Raw genomic sequence first — 15,363 nt, forward strand, 5'->3', positions numbered from 1 at the left:
CAGTTGCATCAGCAAAATATACACTGGGTAACTCGGATATAATAATGACTCATTATTTTGTTTTCCTAACTGGAGAAACCAATGGGTCGCGCCAAAAAGGTTGTCTTAGCATATTCTGGGGGAGTAGACACCTCCGTTTGCATACCCTACTTAAAGCAGGAATGGGGTGTAGAAGAAGTTATTACCCTAGCCGCAGATTTAGGTCAGGGAGATGAATTAGAGCCAGTTCGGGAAAAAGCTCTCAAATCTGGTGCCAGTGAATCCTTGGTAGTAGATGTAAAAGATAGTTTCGTTAAAGATTATGCCTTTGCAGCGATTCAAGCCAACGCTTTATATGAAAATCGCTATCCTTTAGGAACAGCCCTAGCTAGACCTTTAATTGCTAAGATTTTAGTCGAAGTCGCCGAAAAATATGGTGCGGATGCGATCGCTCACGGTTGTACAGGTAAAGGTAATGACCAAGTACGCTTTGATGTTTCCTGCACAGCCCTCAACCCCAATTTAAAAATCCTGGCCCCAGCTAGAGAATGGGGAATGAGCAGAGAAGAAACCATTGCCTACGGAGAAAAATTTGGCATTCCTGCACCTGTGAAAAAATCTTCTCCCTACAGTATTGATAAAAACTTACTTGGTCGCAGTATCGAAGCTGGTGTCCTAGAAGATCCCAAATTTGAACCACCAGAAGAAATCTATGAAATGACCAAGGCCATCGTTGATACTCCCAACGAGCCAGAATATTTAGAAATTGGTTTTACAAGAGGTATTCCCACTACCATCAACGGTACACCTAAAGCCCCCGTCCAATTAATTCAAGAACTCAATCAAATCGTTGGTAGTCATGGCATTGGGCGGATTGATATGATTGAAAACCGCCTAGTAGGTATCAAATCACGGGAAATTTACGAGTCACCGGCAATGGTCGTCCTCATTAATGCTCACCGTGATTTAGAAAGCCTCACCTTGACAGCAGATGTCAGTCAGTATAAACGAGGTATTGAAGAAACCTACACCAAATTAGTTTATAACGGTCTTTGGTATAGCCCCCTCAAAGCTGCTTTAGATGCTTTTGTTCAAAAGACCCAAGAACGAGTTTCTGGAGTCGTCAGAATTAAACTCTTTAAAGGTAACGCTACCATTGTTGGTCGTTGGAGTGATAATTCCCTTTACACCCCTGACTTAGCCACCTACGGTGCGGAAGACCAATTTGATCACAAAGCCGCAGAAGGTTTTATCTACGTTTGGGGACTACCCACCCGGATTTGGGCCCAGACAGGTAAATAACGCTACAGGGAAAAGGCGACAGGGAACAGATAGATTGAGAAAAATATTTCTTGACTTTCTGTCTCCTGTCTCCAGTTAACTATTCCCCTGCTTCCTGCTTGATTTGGCGAGACTCCCACCAAATCGGCACAACAATGACAACAATTAAAATTAGTAAAGCTAGGAGTGCAAACTGGCTCACCCATGCTACCAACTGTTCCAGGGAAATAATCTTCCCCGCAAAGAAAGCTAAAGTGACCATCACACTAGCCCAGACTGATGCTCCAGCAAAGTTATAAATTAAGAATTTGCCAAAAGGTATTTCCGCAATACCAGCTAAGGGCGCAGCAAAAATTCGCAGCAAAGCGAAAAAGCGGCCGAAAAATACAGCTTTAGCAGCATTTTCACTAAATTGCTCTTTAATACTCAGTAGACGCGCCTCAGATATGCGGAAGACCTTACCCACTTGCAGCAGGAAAGTCCAACCGCCAAACCTACCAATCCAATAGCCGCACGTACCGCCGATAACGGCTCCTGCAACTGCATCACTGAGAACTAGCCAGTAATTTAGTTCTTCACTACCAGCTAGGAAGCCGCCTACTAGAGTAACGGTTTCACCAGGAAGAGGAATGCCTAAATTCTCTAGCAAAATTCCCAAAAAAATAGCCCAATAACCATAAGATTGAGCTATTTCTTGGATGTTTTCTAGTGAAATTACCTCAAAAGACATCCAGCACCGCCGACTTTACAAATTTTTACTTTTACTATATCTTCGCTTGTGTTTGCTTGGGGTGTCAATTAAGCTGACACTGGTGTTGATGAATTTATAGTGTGAATACTATTGTAGCTATTCGGTTTTATTTATTTAAATAGCCAAAAATATTTATTGATCCAATAAATCCCCACCTAATTCCATATATCATAATTCAGATTTCAATTAATCTTTTTTATCTAAAAATATAAATAATTAAAAAAATTATAAAAAGTTTGTAAAAGATATCTTTGCTACCAAATCTCCCTAGAATTTGTGCTTATATTCATGGATAACCAAAAGTTATAGGGCATTAATACTTAGTAATGTTCCATCCACGGAGTATTAGTGTCAGCTTTGGCAGTTAAAGTAAACAGTAATTCTACCGTTGGAACCTAAAGAGTATTGATGTCAGTCTTGTTTTCAGAGTATTTCAACTACCCAGTTAAATCCATGACTCTTACACAAGAACCCCAAGTGATTTTTTTCAAACCCCAAGGCAGTATAGACTTGCATGGTGGGATGGTTTTGAGTGAACAGATGTCTAAAGCCAAACCTCAACCACATCAACTCTGGGTGATTGACCTTTCAGAAGTAGAATTTATGGATAGTTCTGGGCTAGTCCCTTTAGTCAAAGGGTTAACCGTAGCTCGTCAAGTTGGTTGTCGTTTGGTTCTTTGCAATGTCAAAGCACCTGTAAGATTGATTTTAGAACTTAGTCAGTTAGACTCGGTATTTGAAATTTTCGATAGTTATGAAGAAATTTTTGCCTCGACCCAAGGGGCAAGTTTACAATTAGCCAGTTAAATTCATCTATTACTCAGGGTAATCTTTCTTTTTCAAACTAAATTTTCATTCAAATAGCCAAAAAACCTATAAGCGATCGCATCCTCACAACCAACCCATAAATCAAATCCGCAATTCTTAATTTCAGGAATTGCGGAATTTACATTTTATGGGAAATTTAACTAAATTCACAAATATTAGGCATTTTGGGGTTCAGAAATACTACTCATACCACCTGGACGAGGAAAGGTTGGTAAATCAATTCCACTATGCTGGGTATAGCGAGTTTTGAGTGCTAAACGATAACTGACGCTTTGCAACTCTGCCTGCAATTGGCGATTTTCTCGTTGCAGCATAGCAACTTTATCTCTGACGGGTGTCATTCGTTCCTCAAACTTACGACGGTAAATCTGAGGTAATTCTTGAACCACTTGCTCTAACATACGACTGCGGTCAGTTAGTTCTTGGACTGACTGACGTAATTGATAAATTTCCGCATCGCGAGTGGTAATTTGCTCTTGGTAAAAAGTTACCTGTTGTTCAACAGCTTGGAGTTGTTCTCTGAGAGCCTGTACTTGACTTGAGTCATATTCAGACTCCTGCGGTGGAGGCATAAAGTTAGTATTACCCTTAACCAGCCGGAAGAGTTCTTGAGATAGCTGTTGTACTAATTGGTCTCTGAGTTGCAACTCTTGGCGCAACTGAGAGACTTCGGTAGAGAGAGCTTGGATGTTTGATGTGTCAGATTGGCTCACAGTGGCTTAAAGCTCTTATTTTATGTATCAATTCGATAATAATGTCTGTAGCAGGTACTCGATGAAGTACCGCAAACTTAGCACGGTTGGGTTTTGTGGTTGTATAGCAGGAAACTTTAAACAATTACCAGATAACAGGCTGGAAAGTCTGTTGGTGTTTGGTTTTGATTATGCCTAAGCTATGTTGACACAACTAGTGAGTGTCTTCATTTCTCTAGGAATTGCTATATGTACCACCGAAATAACAAAACCATATCGTACTTACGAGAAATTGACAACTACTCCCATAGTTGTTGAATGGTCAAATTTTACTTATGTTGTAGAGAAGGGAAAATAAATACTGGCCTAAGTTTTAGGTGGAGATGGAGAATTTAAATTGTCATTTGTATACTTGATGTGAGTGATGAATATCTGAAATTCATCAGTATTCATCACTGCTAGAGTTGCTTAAGCTGTCGCTGCGGCTTCGGCTTTCTCTTCGTGAACTTCCTGCTTAATGGTCAAATAGCGAATTACTTCTTCGCTCAATCGCATAGCACGTTCAAATATAGCAATTACAGTAGCTGGGCCTGTGTAGTTGACTTGAACGTAAATACCATCACGATGGCGGTTGATTTCATAAGCGAGACGACGCTTACCACGGTTTTGAATTTGGATATTGTCAGCACCGTTGTCACGAAGCAAGTTTTCATATTTAGCGATCGCTTGCTCGGCCTGCTCATCTCCTAAGTCAGGGCGCAGGATGTACATTGTTTCGTAAACTGTCGTCATATATTTGAAAGTCACCTTATGGACAAAATGGCTGCCGATGGAGATTGACTGTACGGGACATTATCTACATCTGAAGCAACAAGGAATTATAATCTTACCAGTTTTCAATTTAAATCATTAACCCAATCGGCCGAAATTTCGATCTCTAAGGAGATTCTTCAAGGTTATGGCGCAGCGCTACGTGCGAGTTCAAAGTCAAGATGGCAAAATTTACTATGGGTTGCTACAACTATCCCTGAATGTGGAGGTTTTGGACGCTCCTCCTTGGTTGGATGGTCAACCCACTGATTTAATCTTGGAACCAGAGAAATACAAAATTCTGGCTCCCTGTGCGCCTTCTAAAATTGTGGCTGTAGGTAAAAATTACGCTGATCATGCGGCTGAAATGGGAACCCCTGTACCTGCGGAACCATTGATTTTTTTCAAGCCACCCACAGCGGTTATCGCTTCGGAAATGGAAATAAAATATCCCCAACAATCACAACGAGTAGACTATGAAGGGGAATTGGCGTTGGTCATCGGCGATCGCACCAGTGATTGTACTCCAGCCCAAGCCCAAACCAAAATTTGGGGTTACACCATCGCCAATGATGTTACTGCTAGGGATTTACAACAAAAGGATAGTCAATGGACGCGAGCAAAAGGTTTTGATACATTTTGTCCTTTGGGCCCTTGGATTGTCCGAGAATTAAATCCTGGAGCCAGATTACAAACTTTTGTAAACGATGAGTTTCAACCTGTACAATCTGCCACTATTGATGAAATGGTATTTTCCCCAGATGTGTTGGTTTCTTATATCAGTCAAGTGATGACCTTAATGCCTGGGGATATAGTATTGACAGGTACACCGATGGGTGTGGGTCCGGTGAAAATAGGCGATCGCATCCGTGTGGAAATTGAAGGTATTGGTCGCCTAGAAAATACTGTTGTGCCTCGCTAACTGTTAACGCACCTGCATATGCACCGCATCGGAAATAGCAGGAATTTCTGCGTATCTACCCAGAACCGACTGAGCGACACAATAAGCAACTGCGGCGACTATTCCCATAAAAATTGTGGTGTAGAGGGTTTGAATCGCAAAACCACTACTGGGTACTAAACCCACCATATCAGTCAGAATGCTACACAATACAATTACTATATCTAGCACAATTGCTTGCATTGTATTGAAGCGAATAAAATGGCTGATTTTTTCATTTCTGACTACCAACAACCATAAAGCAAAGAAGATAATCAGTCCGGCATAACGAACGCCATAGTAAATTTTTAACAATGGCATCAAAGGTAAAAAGATAATTTGCAGCAGGGGAAAATCTCTGAACAAAAATGTCCCAAAGGCAAAGACTTCTACCAAGGGTAGCAAATAAGGTAAACAAGCAAACAGGCGATCGCTAACAGTTGTAGACCCGCGCCAAGACATTGTATATCCTCCTAAGATGATATTTTTAAACCTATTGAGCATAGGATAACGCAGTTGTTGGCAGTATCCCAATTTCTCATCCAACCGCCCCAGATTGATAGTCCTTTCAATCTATGTTGGCTACTCGAAAACCCATCACACATTCATATTGCATCGGCTGCTGTTCAGTTAGTTTGCGAATGGCTTGACCGCAGGTGAGTTGACCACCACGCCATCGAGGTTGACCATTCCCGTTAGCCAGTAAACAAGACTGACAAACTTGCTCAGGGGCAAGGATTTGGTTGTCCATTAAAATGACTAACATCCAACACCTCCTGTAGAATCATCAGCTAATGCCATATTACCCAGGGACACTCAGGAATTTAACGGTAATGTTTGGGAAAATGTTATATTTAGTATCTCTACTTGTATTCAGTGAGCAGGACAATTAGCTGATCAAAAAGGAATCTCAGTGAAAAATTTTTCTGGATGCTCCTCGACCAAACTCTACTACTTATGCAGAGTTTTGGGTTGGCACTGATGTAAAGAAGGAGCAATTTGAAAAATTTCCCTACTACACCTACTTTTATTGTATGTTGTATAATTGGGACATTTCTAAATTTTTAGTACAAAGTAATACATAAATATTATTATTTATATTTTCTTTCCACACAGCCAGGGTCGATAGCGGCATTTCCGTTAAGTTATTTGTAGGAAGTGTCACAATATATTATTCAACCTAAAGCTTACTGATCAGTGAAAGCGCTCATGATTTTGAGCATCTCATCACGTCGGTATGATGAATTGTCTGTAATCAACTGACAAAGTAGCTGTGATACCACAGCCTAGCTCAGTTTCCAGTTTTGCCCAGCACAAGGATAGTGAACGTGACTAAAACTAACTCCGATTTTCTTCAATCTTCTGATCCTGCTGTTAACGATTTAATTAACCAAGAATTACAGCGTCAACGTGACCACTTGGAACTCATTGCCAGTGAAAACTTTACCTCTCCATCAGTTTTAGCTGCCCAAGGTTCTGTTTTAACTAATAAATATGCCGAAGGGCTACCAGGTAAACGGTACTATGGCGGTTGCGAATTTATTGACAAAATTGAACAAATAGCGATTGACAGAGCTAAACAATTATTTGGTGCGGCTCATGCCAATGTCCAACCCCATTCTGGTGCTCAAGCCAATTTTGCTGTCTTCCTCACCCTACTAGAACCAGGGGACACCATTATGGGTATGGATTTGTCTCATGGAGGCCATCTGACCCACGGTTCACCAGTGAATGTTTCTGGTAAATGGTTTCAGGTACGTCACTATGGAGTGAGCCAAGCCACAGAACAGCTAGATTATGATCAAATTCGCGATTTGGCTTTAAAAGAACGTCCCAAATTAATGATTTGCGGTTATTCTGCTTACCCTCGCATCATTGACTTTGAAAAATTCCGAGCGATCGCTGATGAAGTTGGCGCTTACTTACTAGCAGATATTGCTCATATCGCTGGCTTAGTTGCCACTGGTCATCATCCTAATCCTCTCCCCTATTGTGACGTTGTTACCACAACTACTCACAAAACTTTACGTGGACCCCGTGGAGGTTTGATTTTAACCCGTGATGCAGAATTAGGTAAAAAGCTGGATAAATCTGTGTTCCCTGGAACACAAGGCGGCCCCTTAGAACATGTGATTGCTGGTAAGGCTGTAGCTTTTGGTGAAGCATTGAAGCCAGAGTTTACCACTTACTCTGGTCAAGTAATTGAAAATGCTCGTGCTTTAGCGACCCAATTACAAAATCGGGGCATTAAATTAGTATCAGATGGTACGGACAATCATTTGATGTTAGTAGATTTGCGGTCAATTGGCATGACTGGCAAAAAAGCAGACCAGCTAGTTAGTGGTGTAAATATTACCGCTAACAAAAATACCGTTCCCTTTGACCCAGAATCACCTTTTGTTACCAGTGGTTTGCGGTTAGGTTCACCAGCCATGACCACCAGGGGCTTAGGAACAGCAGAATTCACAGAAATTGGTAATATTATTGCTGATCGCTTGCTGTCTCCAGATTCAGAAGCAGTAGCCCACGATTGCCGTCAGAGAGTGGCTGCATTGTGCGATCGCTTCCCCTTGTATCCCCATTTAGAAATACCCGTACCAGTCCTAGCTTAAGCCAATTTGGATTTTGGATGTGCTCCAAAATCCCCCACCCAAAATTGCCAATCCAAAATCCGATGAGTGCAGAAATTATTTGTGTTGGTACGGAACTACTGTTAGGAGATATCCTCAACAGTAACTCCCAATATCTAGCCCAGCAATTAGCAAAATTAGGTATACCCCACTACTATCAAACTGTAGTTGGGGATAATCGTGAAAGATTACAGCAAGTCATTGAAATTGCTGCGTCTAGAGTCAATATTCTCATTTTCACTGGTGGACTGGGCCCCACACCAGATGACCTCACCTGCGAAACTATTGCCGATTTCTTTGGTGTACCTTTAGTAGAACGTCCCGAAATTATCGAAGACATTGCCCAGAAATTCGCCCAACGGGGTCGGGTAATGGTTCCCAGTAACTATAAACAAGCGTTGATTCCCCAAGGGGCAGAAATTTTACCCAACCCCACAGGAACAGCACCGGGGATAATTTGGCAACCGCGGCCAGAATTAACCATTTTGACTTTTCCTGGTGTTCCCAGTGAAATGTATCGGATGTGGGAAGAAACAGCAGTTCCTTTTCTCAAAAGTCAAGGTTGGGGACAAGAAATTATTTACAGCCGCAGTTTAAAATTTTGGGGCATTGGTGAGTCGGTGTTGGCCGAGAAAGTTGCTGACTATTTGAACCTCACCAACCCCACAGTAGCACCCTACGCTGGCAAAGGTGAAGTGAGGCTGAGAATTTCTGCTAAAGCCAGTTCCCCATCTGTCGCAGAAGAATTGATTGCCCCTATTGAACAGCAACTTCGGGACATCGGTGGCCTAGATTATTACGGCAAAGATAACGATACATTGGCTGTTGTTGTCGGTCAATTATTAAGGTCTTCAGGGGAAACTCTCGCTGTAGCAGAATCTTGTACCGGGGGAGGACTAGGGCAAATGTTGACGGAAATCTCCGGGAGTTCTGACTATTTTTGGGGTGGAGTCATTTCTTACGATAATTCTGCAAAACTCAGGTTACTAGGTGTCAATCCAGCAGATTTAGACCAATTTGGGGCAGTTAGTGCCACAGTGGCCCAGCAAATGGCCCAGGGAGTCAAAAATCGCCTCTCTACCACCTGGGGATTAAGCATTACTGGCATTGCTGGACCAACCGGAGGCACTGATGATAAGCCTGTAGGGTTGGTATATATCGGTTTAGCTGGGCCCAATAACGAAGTTTATAGCTTTGAGCATCGCTTGGGTACGATGCGCGGTAGGTCTATTATTCGTCATTTAAGCGCTTGTGCAGCATTAGACCATTTACGGCGATGTTTATTGAGTCAGTGATAGGGATCATGGATATGGGTAGGCAAATTTGTGTCAATGACCCGCTGTTGTCCTACTCCCTATCTTTGACAAAACTTATCTGTACTCTTTCTCTCTGTAACGATTGTAATAGTAGTTGTACCCACTCATTTGAGTTTTATCTCCATTTACTACTATTCCTAAGAGATTCAGTGGCTTCATTGAGGAAATTTTCAAACTTTCCTCAACCTGCATCAAAGCTGATTTATCTGTTTTATCCATCCTCACCACTAAGACAAGACCATCAGTTTGCGGGGTAAGTACGCGCACATCAGCCAATCCCATCATTGGTGGAGCATCATAAATCACTAAATCGAAATGTTGATGAAAATGGGCCATCAACTGCTTCATCTTGTCTGATGACAATAACCTAGCTGGATCTGGTGGTGTGGGGCCAGAAGTAATAATAGATAATTCTGGCATAGCAGGAAATTGCTGGATCACTTGCTCCATTGGTATGTGATTAGAGATTAAATTACTTAATCCCCAGAAGTTATTCAAATCTGATAAAGTGTGTAATTGGGGGCGGCGCAAATCAGCATCTACTAGTAAAACTTTTTTCCCCATTGCTGTGGCAATTTGAGCCAAATGGAAAGCTACTGTACTTTTTCCATCTCCTGGCATTGCAGAAGAAATAACTAAAGACTGAATTGGTTTATCGGTATTGAGTAATTGCAAGTTGCTATAGAGAAGTTGCAAAGACTCCCAAAATTGTCCTTGTCCATAATAGCCATGGTGTTCAGAACGATTTGGGAACAAATTAGATAACTTACCTATCCCTGCGTATACAGGTGTTCCTGTTAATATATTCTCAGTTTTTCTGGTTTCTAAAGTTAATAAATTTCCTGTAGACAGGCTTTTATCAAACGGTAAAACACCCAATAAAGGCAGTTTAATTTTATCTTTAATGTCTTCCAAAGTATGATATGTATTATCTAATTTCTCCATCAATAAAGCAGCACCAATACCTAATAAAAAGCTCGAAACTAACCCTAGCAGTAAGTTTCTTTGAATATTTGGAGATATAGGCGTATCTGGCAAAGTAGCAGCTTTGATTAATTCCCAAGGCAATTCTGTTTGAGCAGTTTCTATTTGTAGTGTTTCACGAGTCGTTAAAAATCTATTCAAGCTATCAGTAGCAATTTGTAAATCTCGCTGCAATTCATTATATTTCCTAGCCAAAACTGGTAATTGCTCTACTCTTTGCTGTAATTCTTGTTCCGCTTGGGCTAAGGACTGACTTTGTACATCTAAATTTCTTAATGCTGTGTGTGCTTCTGCGAATTTTATATCTATAACTCGCTTGGCTTCTTGTTGTAATAATGGCAACAAGTTTTGCCTTTTTTCCTCTAGCATTTGGATGGTTGGGTTATCTGGTTGGAAACGAGCTAATTCGCCAGATATCTGAGCTTCTAATTGACGCTGTTGAGAGATTAATTGCTGATATGTGGGAGCATTATTGAGAGCAGCTAATTCTCCTTGGGTTCCTTTTAAACTGACAAAATTAGCACGAGCAGCAGCTAATTGTTGATTGATATTCAATCTTTGCTCTGCCAATCTTTGCATTTGTTGATTAACTACTTGAGCCTGAGTTTCAGGATTAATAAACCCATATTTTTGACGGAAGTTTTGTAATTCTTTTTGCATTTGCAGTACCCTATTTTTAATATCTGGTAACTGCTTATCAACAAATTGTACTCCTTGACGTAACTTAGTTTGCCGCTTTTCTAAACTATAGTTGAGGTAAAATTTGGAAATTTCATCTAATACAACTTTAATTTTTTGGGCGTTGTTACTTTTATATCGAACTTCTATAACTTTTGTCGTACCAACACGATTAATAGTTAAGTCTTGAAGCAAAGAATTGTAATTAATATCTGAATAATAGCTTTGTAATTTTTTAACTACACTTCCCAATAGCTCAGGACTTTTAAGTACCTGAATTTGGCTTTCATAATCTAGACTTGGTTTAGCGATATTTGCATCTATTTGTGTGAGTTTACCCAAGCTATTATCATCATTGACAGGTTCAACTAAAAGTTGAAAATTCCCTTGATATACTGACTCCTGCTGAAATGTAGAGTAAGCAAAAGCACCATTAACAGCCACACCCAACCCAGAAATTACTAAGACGCGCCGTTTGAGAACTCCTAATATTTGACGAAAATCACCATCACCATTTTTAGCTTCAAACCCTATAAAAGGAGCAAGTGTAGCCGCAGGGGGCACAGTAATTGTTTTGCTGTTGGCAAGGGGGGTGATAGTAGAGTGATTATCCATAGATGTAATTATCTGACTCAGTAAGTAATTTATGCTCAGTAACTTTATCGCCTTAACTTTGTAAAAGTTAATTATTTTTAATACAACATACTTGATACCAATCTGGCACAAAATTTATAAAAAACTACTATTTGTAGTAGATACTTGCTATATATATAACAGGTAAATTTCTACTTCGTCAGGAGTTGTGACAATCGTGTTTTACAAAAGTATATTGAATCAGTGTTTGTCTATTATCCATGGTTGTATTTGCTGAGGCTAAAAAGTTAAAACTCTGTATCTTAACCTTGGTAATTTCTGAATTGATTAGATTTTCTTACTCTATGACCTCAGAAGTATGGGGGGTGACACCTAGTTGACGTTATTTTAGGACTCAGAGTTTCCTAGTAAGGGTTTTTTGCAAAAAGGTAAGATTCTAGACATGAATATATGTTACTCTTTCCGGATCAAGTATTTACCCTGTTGTCATTTAGAGTGTAAGTGTTGAATAGTCAAATACTGATGAGGTTCAAAATCAAGTTCAACTATCAGGACAAACTATTTCCTGGGAGGATTGCTGTTCATCACACACCTATCTCTATAAATCTTTTTATGGGACTATATACTCATGGCATTCAGTGAATGGCCCAAAAAATTAACCAAGTCACCAACCCCAACATCTCAAAAGCAACAGTTGATGAAACAGGAGCACTCAGATTTGCTCTTTCCTGACATACCAACCACAGGAATATATCAAGCTCCCAAAGATCAAAACCCTCAGGATTCTGAGTTAGCATCTGTAAATCAATATTACTTGCTAGAAAACGAAAATAAATGGTATAGTAAATTACTAAAATTATCGGTTATTACTGAATTTTTCCCTCCAGACTATGCTGCCACAGGACAGTTAATCGAAGAATTAGTTAAGCAATTAGAGCAACAAGGAACCAAAATAGAGGTTTTTACAGGACAACCAGGGTATGCTTTTGCTACTGAGAAAGCACCTGTTGTTGAACAATTAGGGCGATTAAGAATTCAACGCTCCCGTTCTACTCAACTGTGGTCGGGTAGGATTAGAGGCAAAGCTGCCAATGGTGTTTTATTTACATTGCGGGCTTTTCTACATATTGTCAAAAATTGTCAGCGTCACAACGTTTTTTTACTAACATCAGCACCACCTTTTTTAACTATTGCTGGATATCTAGCGCATCTTTGCTTTAAAGTTACCTATGTATGTTTAATTTATGATCTCTATCCAGATATTGCGATCGCACTAGGTGTGGTATCCAAACATCATTGGTTAGCAAAACTCTGGTTAGGACTCAACAAAAGAATTTGGCGCAGAGCCAAAGGCATTATTGTTTTGAGTCCTACCATGAAAGAGCGGATAGTATCCCACTGTCCAGAGGTTGCTGACAAGGTGTCTGTAATTCATAGTTGGGGTGACCCAGACTTAATTGTACCCATTGCCAAACAAGACAACTGGTTTGCTCAAAAACATCATCTTGTTAAGAAATTTACAGTTTTGTATTCTGGAAATATGGGCAGGTGTCATGATATGGACACCATTATAGAAACTGCCCAACAACTCCAAGACGAGCCTATTCAATTCGTTTGCATAGGAGGTGGTGCGAAAAGAGATAGTGTGATTCAATCAGTCAAAGAATTAGGACTGAGTAACTTCCTGTTTCTACCCTATCAAGACAAAAAAGTCTTGCCTTACTCTCTCACAGCCTGCGACTTATCGCTAGTGAGTGTAGAGCCAGGAATGGACAATTTAGTAGCTCCCAGTAAACTTTATCCAGCCTTAGCGGCTGGTAGACCGGTGGCAGTAATTTGTTCAGAATCTTCATATTTAAAACAGTTAATTACTGAAGGTCAGTGTGGTACCACCGTTAGTAATGGCGACAGTAAAGCCTTAGCTGATTTTATTCGCTTACTCCAGAGCGATCGCCAATTAGCCAAACGGATGGGTAATGCCTCCCGCCAATATTTGCAGTCTCACTTTACACCTGAACTTATAGCTAAAGAATATCTGAAAGTATTACATCAGGCTATTTCATAGAGGCTATAACTCCCATAGTCTAATTTTTGATTCATGTGCTACTATGCACTCCTAGTTCAAGAAACTGAACTACTCAAACTTAATAACTCACTCATATGGGGAGTTGGGCTTTGATGGTCTTTGGATCTCAGCCCCTCCCACGCAACCTTCTGAGAATGTATGTTGTATCTACTAATGTTAGGAGGCCGAAGTGCAGAGAAGGTGTGACCGAAATCGGAATCGTTCTAAACGTAGAGCCATCTATTGTCCGATACATGGCTGCTATCTCGACAGTGTTAGCCCTAAATACCCGCTTTTTGCCGAACGTCCTAGACAGTTACAACAGCGAGGCATTCCCAGAAGAGAAGCACTGATGTTAGTAGCAGCCAAAACAGCGATTCCTTTAGGGGGTGAGTGGCTAGAAGCTTTTTGGTGTCAACATTGCCAAGAAAAAAAATGGTATCATGTCCGCAAACATAAATCCAGTTATGAAATTTCAGTTGCACCTATAGAACTTTGGCAGCAAGCCACTGGTGTATTGCATCCACATATGAGTCCAGCTATCAGTGAATTCACAATCAGACATTCACGCATGACAAACAACAAAAGTCTTAAAGACTTTCGCGTTATTACTTAAATCTTAAATATATTTTCTAACAAGAGCAACCCTAACCCATGAAAAAAGCTCTAATTTGCGGCATATCAGGTCAAGATGGAGCTTATTTAGCACAGTTACTTCTCAGTCAAGGTTACAGTGTCTGTGGAACTTCACGGGATGCCCAGATGTCTGCTTTCCGCAACTTAGTTTATTTGGGTATCAAAGACCAAGTAAAGTTAGAGTCAATGGCTTTGACTGACTTCCGCAGCGTCTTGCAGATATTAACTAAAATCCAACCAGACGAAATTTACAACCTAGCAGGCCAAAGTTCCGTTGGACTGTCCTTTGAACAACCAGTAGAGACCCTAGAAAGTGTAGCCACTGGCACACTCAATTTATTAGAAGCCATCCGCTTTTTAGGATTACCTATTAAACTTTACAATGCTGGTTCCAGCGAATGTTTTGGCGATACTGGAGGGATAGGTGCCACAGAAACAACACCATTTCGTCCCAGAAGCCCCTATGCTGTAGCTAAAGCAGCAGCTTTTTGGGAAGTGGCTAATTACCGGGAAGCCTATGGTTTATTTGCCTGTTCAGGTATTTTATTTAATCATGAATCTCCCCTGAGACCAGAAAGGTTTGTTACACAAAAAATCGTAGCCGCTGCTTGTCGTATAGCTCAGGGTACTAAAGAAAAATTATATTTAGGCAATATTCAAATTCAGCGTGACTGGGGTTGGGCCCCTGAATACGTTGAAGCAATGTATTTAATGTTGCAACAAAAACAGCCTGATGATTATGTAATCGCTACTGGAACTAGTAGTTCTTTGGAAGAGTTTGTAGCATCTGCATTTGCGTCTCTCAATTTAGATTGGCAAAACCATGTAGTTGTTGATCAAAGTCTATTCAGACCTACGGATTTAGCAGTGGGTAAAGGTAATCCAGCTAAAGCCAAACAGCAGCTAGGATGGGCAGCTAAGTATAAGATGCAAGATGTAGTCAAAATGATGGTTGCAGCTAGGTTAGAGAATATTTCAGGTAAATAAGTTACATAGATAAAATTTGTAGAGACGTTATATACAACGTCTCTACCTGGATTTACTCAAGAAGCAACTGATTACAGCACTTTGTGCGACTAAGTGGTAGAGTAACAACAGTGAGAAAAATAGTTTTGAAGTTGCTCAGAGGAGCATAAAAGTATGCCAATTTTTAAGAGTATTTCGATAGCAAAGATATTC

General features: G+C 40.5%; 14 protein-coding genes. 8 read left to right on the plus strand and 6 right to left on the minus strand.

Annotated elements, in window-relative coordinates; all coding sequences use genetic code 11:
• The first annotated feature begins 81 nt into the window (after positions 1 to 81).
• Entirely contained in the window at positions 82 to 1,281 is a 1,200-nt protein-coding gene (locus tag H6G73_RS09735; protein ID WP_190603758.1) for an argininosuccinate synthase, read from the plus strand.
• Positions 1,282 to 1,360: 79 nt separating this feature from the next.
• Here the strand turns inward: H6G73_RS09735 and H6G73_RS09740 are convergent, their stop codons facing one another.
• On the minus strand, positions 1,361 to 1,990 hold the full coding sequence (locus H6G73_RS09740) for a DedA family protein (RefSeq protein WP_190603759.1): 630 nt from the start codon (positions 1,988 to 1,990) through the stop codon (positions 1,361 to 1,363).
• A 474-nt stretch (positions 1,991 to 2,464) separates the two neighbouring features.
• Here H6G73_RS09740 and H6G73_RS09745 point away from each other — a divergent pair, with 474 nt between their 5' ends.
• Positions 2,465 to 2,818, plus strand: coding sequence for an STAS domain-containing protein (locus H6G73_RS09745; protein ID WP_190603761.1), 354 nt, complete (start codon positions 2,465 to 2,467; stop codon positions 2,816 to 2,818).
• Between the two features lie 176 nt (positions 2,819 to 2,994).
• On the opposite strand, the gene H6G73_RS09750 is transcribed toward H6G73_RS09745, so the two are convergent.
• Positions 2,995 to 3,552, minus strand: a complete 558-nt coding sequence (locus H6G73_RS09750; RefSeq protein ID WP_190603763.1) for an Npun_F5560 family protein — start codon at positions 3,550 to 3,552, stop codon at positions 2,995 to 2,997.
• A gap of 447 nt (positions 3,553 to 3,999) precedes the next feature.
• Complete coding sequence (rpsF, locus tag H6G73_RS09755; protein WP_190603765.1) at positions 4,000 to 4,323, minus strand: 30S ribosomal protein S6; 324 nt, start codon at positions 4,321 to 4,323, stop codon at positions 4,000 to 4,002.
• Between the two features lie 166 nt (positions 4,324 to 4,489).
• Here rpsF and H6G73_RS09760 point away from each other — a divergent pair, with 166 nt between their 5' ends.
• Positions 4,490 to 5,263 carry a fumarylacetoacetate hydrolase family protein gene (locus H6G73_RS09760; protein ID WP_190603767.1) on the plus strand — a complete coding sequence of 258 codons (774 nt, stop codon included), beginning with the start codon at positions 4,490 to 4,492 and terminating at the stop codon, positions 5,261 to 5,263.
• Positions 5,264 to 5,266: 3 nt separating this feature from the next.
• Here the strand turns inward: H6G73_RS09760 and H6G73_RS09765 are convergent, their stop codons facing one another.
• Both H6G73_RS09765 and H6G73_RS09770 read right to left on the minus strand, forming a co-directional pair.
• Positions 5,267 to 5,743 (minus strand): Tic20 family protein, encoded by a 477-nt coding sequence (locus H6G73_RS09765; RefSeq protein WP_190603769.1) that lies wholly within the window; start codon positions 5,741 to 5,743, stop codon positions 5,267 to 5,269.
• A gap of 106 nt (positions 5,744 to 5,849) precedes the next feature.
• Positions 5,850 to 6,047 (minus strand): hypothetical protein, encoded by a 198-nt coding sequence (locus tag H6G73_RS09770; protein ID WP_190603771.1) that lies wholly within the window; start codon positions 6,045 to 6,047, stop codon positions 5,850 to 5,852.
• 562 nt (positions 6,048 to 6,609) lie between these two features.
• Here H6G73_RS09770 and glyA point away from each other — a divergent pair.
• Positions 6,610 to 7,893: a serine hydroxymethyltransferase gene (gene glyA, locus H6G73_RS09775; RefSeq protein WP_190603774.1), complete on the plus strand. Its 1,284-nt coding sequence runs from the start codon at positions 6,610 to 6,612 to the stop codon at positions 7,891 to 7,893.
• A 62-nt stretch (positions 7,894 to 7,955) separates the two neighbouring features.
• Positions 7,956 to 9,206: a competence/damage-inducible protein A gene (locus H6G73_RS09780; protein ID WP_190603776.1), complete on the plus strand. Its 1,251-nt coding sequence runs from the start codon at positions 7,956 to 7,958 to the stop codon at positions 9,204 to 9,206.
• Positions 9,207 to 9,281: 75 nt separating this feature from the next.
• Here H6G73_RS09780 and H6G73_RS09785 read toward each other — a convergent pair whose 3' ends face one another.
• Positions 9,282 to 11,504, minus strand: coding sequence for a GumC family protein (locus H6G73_RS09785; protein ID WP_190603778.1), 2,223 nt, complete (start codon positions 11,502 to 11,504; stop codon positions 9,282 to 9,284).
• A 607-nt stretch (positions 11,505 to 12,111) separates the two neighbouring features.
• On the opposite strand from H6G73_RS09785, the gene H6G73_RS09790 reads away from it, so the two are divergent.
• The 3 genes from H6G73_RS09790 (at position 12,112) to H6G73_RS09800 (ending at position 15,171) form a co-directional block, all read left to right on the plus strand.
• Positions 12,112 to 13,548: a glycosyltransferase family 4 protein gene (locus tag H6G73_RS09790; RefSeq protein ID WP_190603780.1), complete on the plus strand. Its 1,437-nt coding sequence runs from the start codon at positions 12,112 to 12,114 to the stop codon at positions 13,546 to 13,548.
• A gap of 190 nt (positions 13,549 to 13,738) precedes the next feature.
• Positions 13,739 to 14,164 (plus strand): hypothetical protein, encoded by a 426-nt coding sequence (locus H6G73_RS09795; protein ID WP_190603783.1) that lies wholly within the window; start codon positions 13,739 to 13,741, stop codon positions 14,162 to 14,164.
• A 38-nt stretch (positions 14,165 to 14,202) separates the two neighbouring features.
• Positions 14,203 to 15,171 (plus strand): GDP-mannose 4,6-dehydratase, encoded by a 969-nt coding sequence (locus H6G73_RS09800; RefSeq protein ID WP_190603784.1) that lies wholly within the window; start codon positions 14,203 to 14,205, stop codon positions 15,169 to 15,171.
• Positions 15,172 to 15,363: the final 192 nt, after the last annotated feature.

The organism is Richelia sinica FACHB-800 (assembly GCF_014698825.1).
GTDB lineage: Bacteria > Cyanobacteriota > Cyanobacteriia > Cyanobacteriales > Nostocaceae > FACHB-800.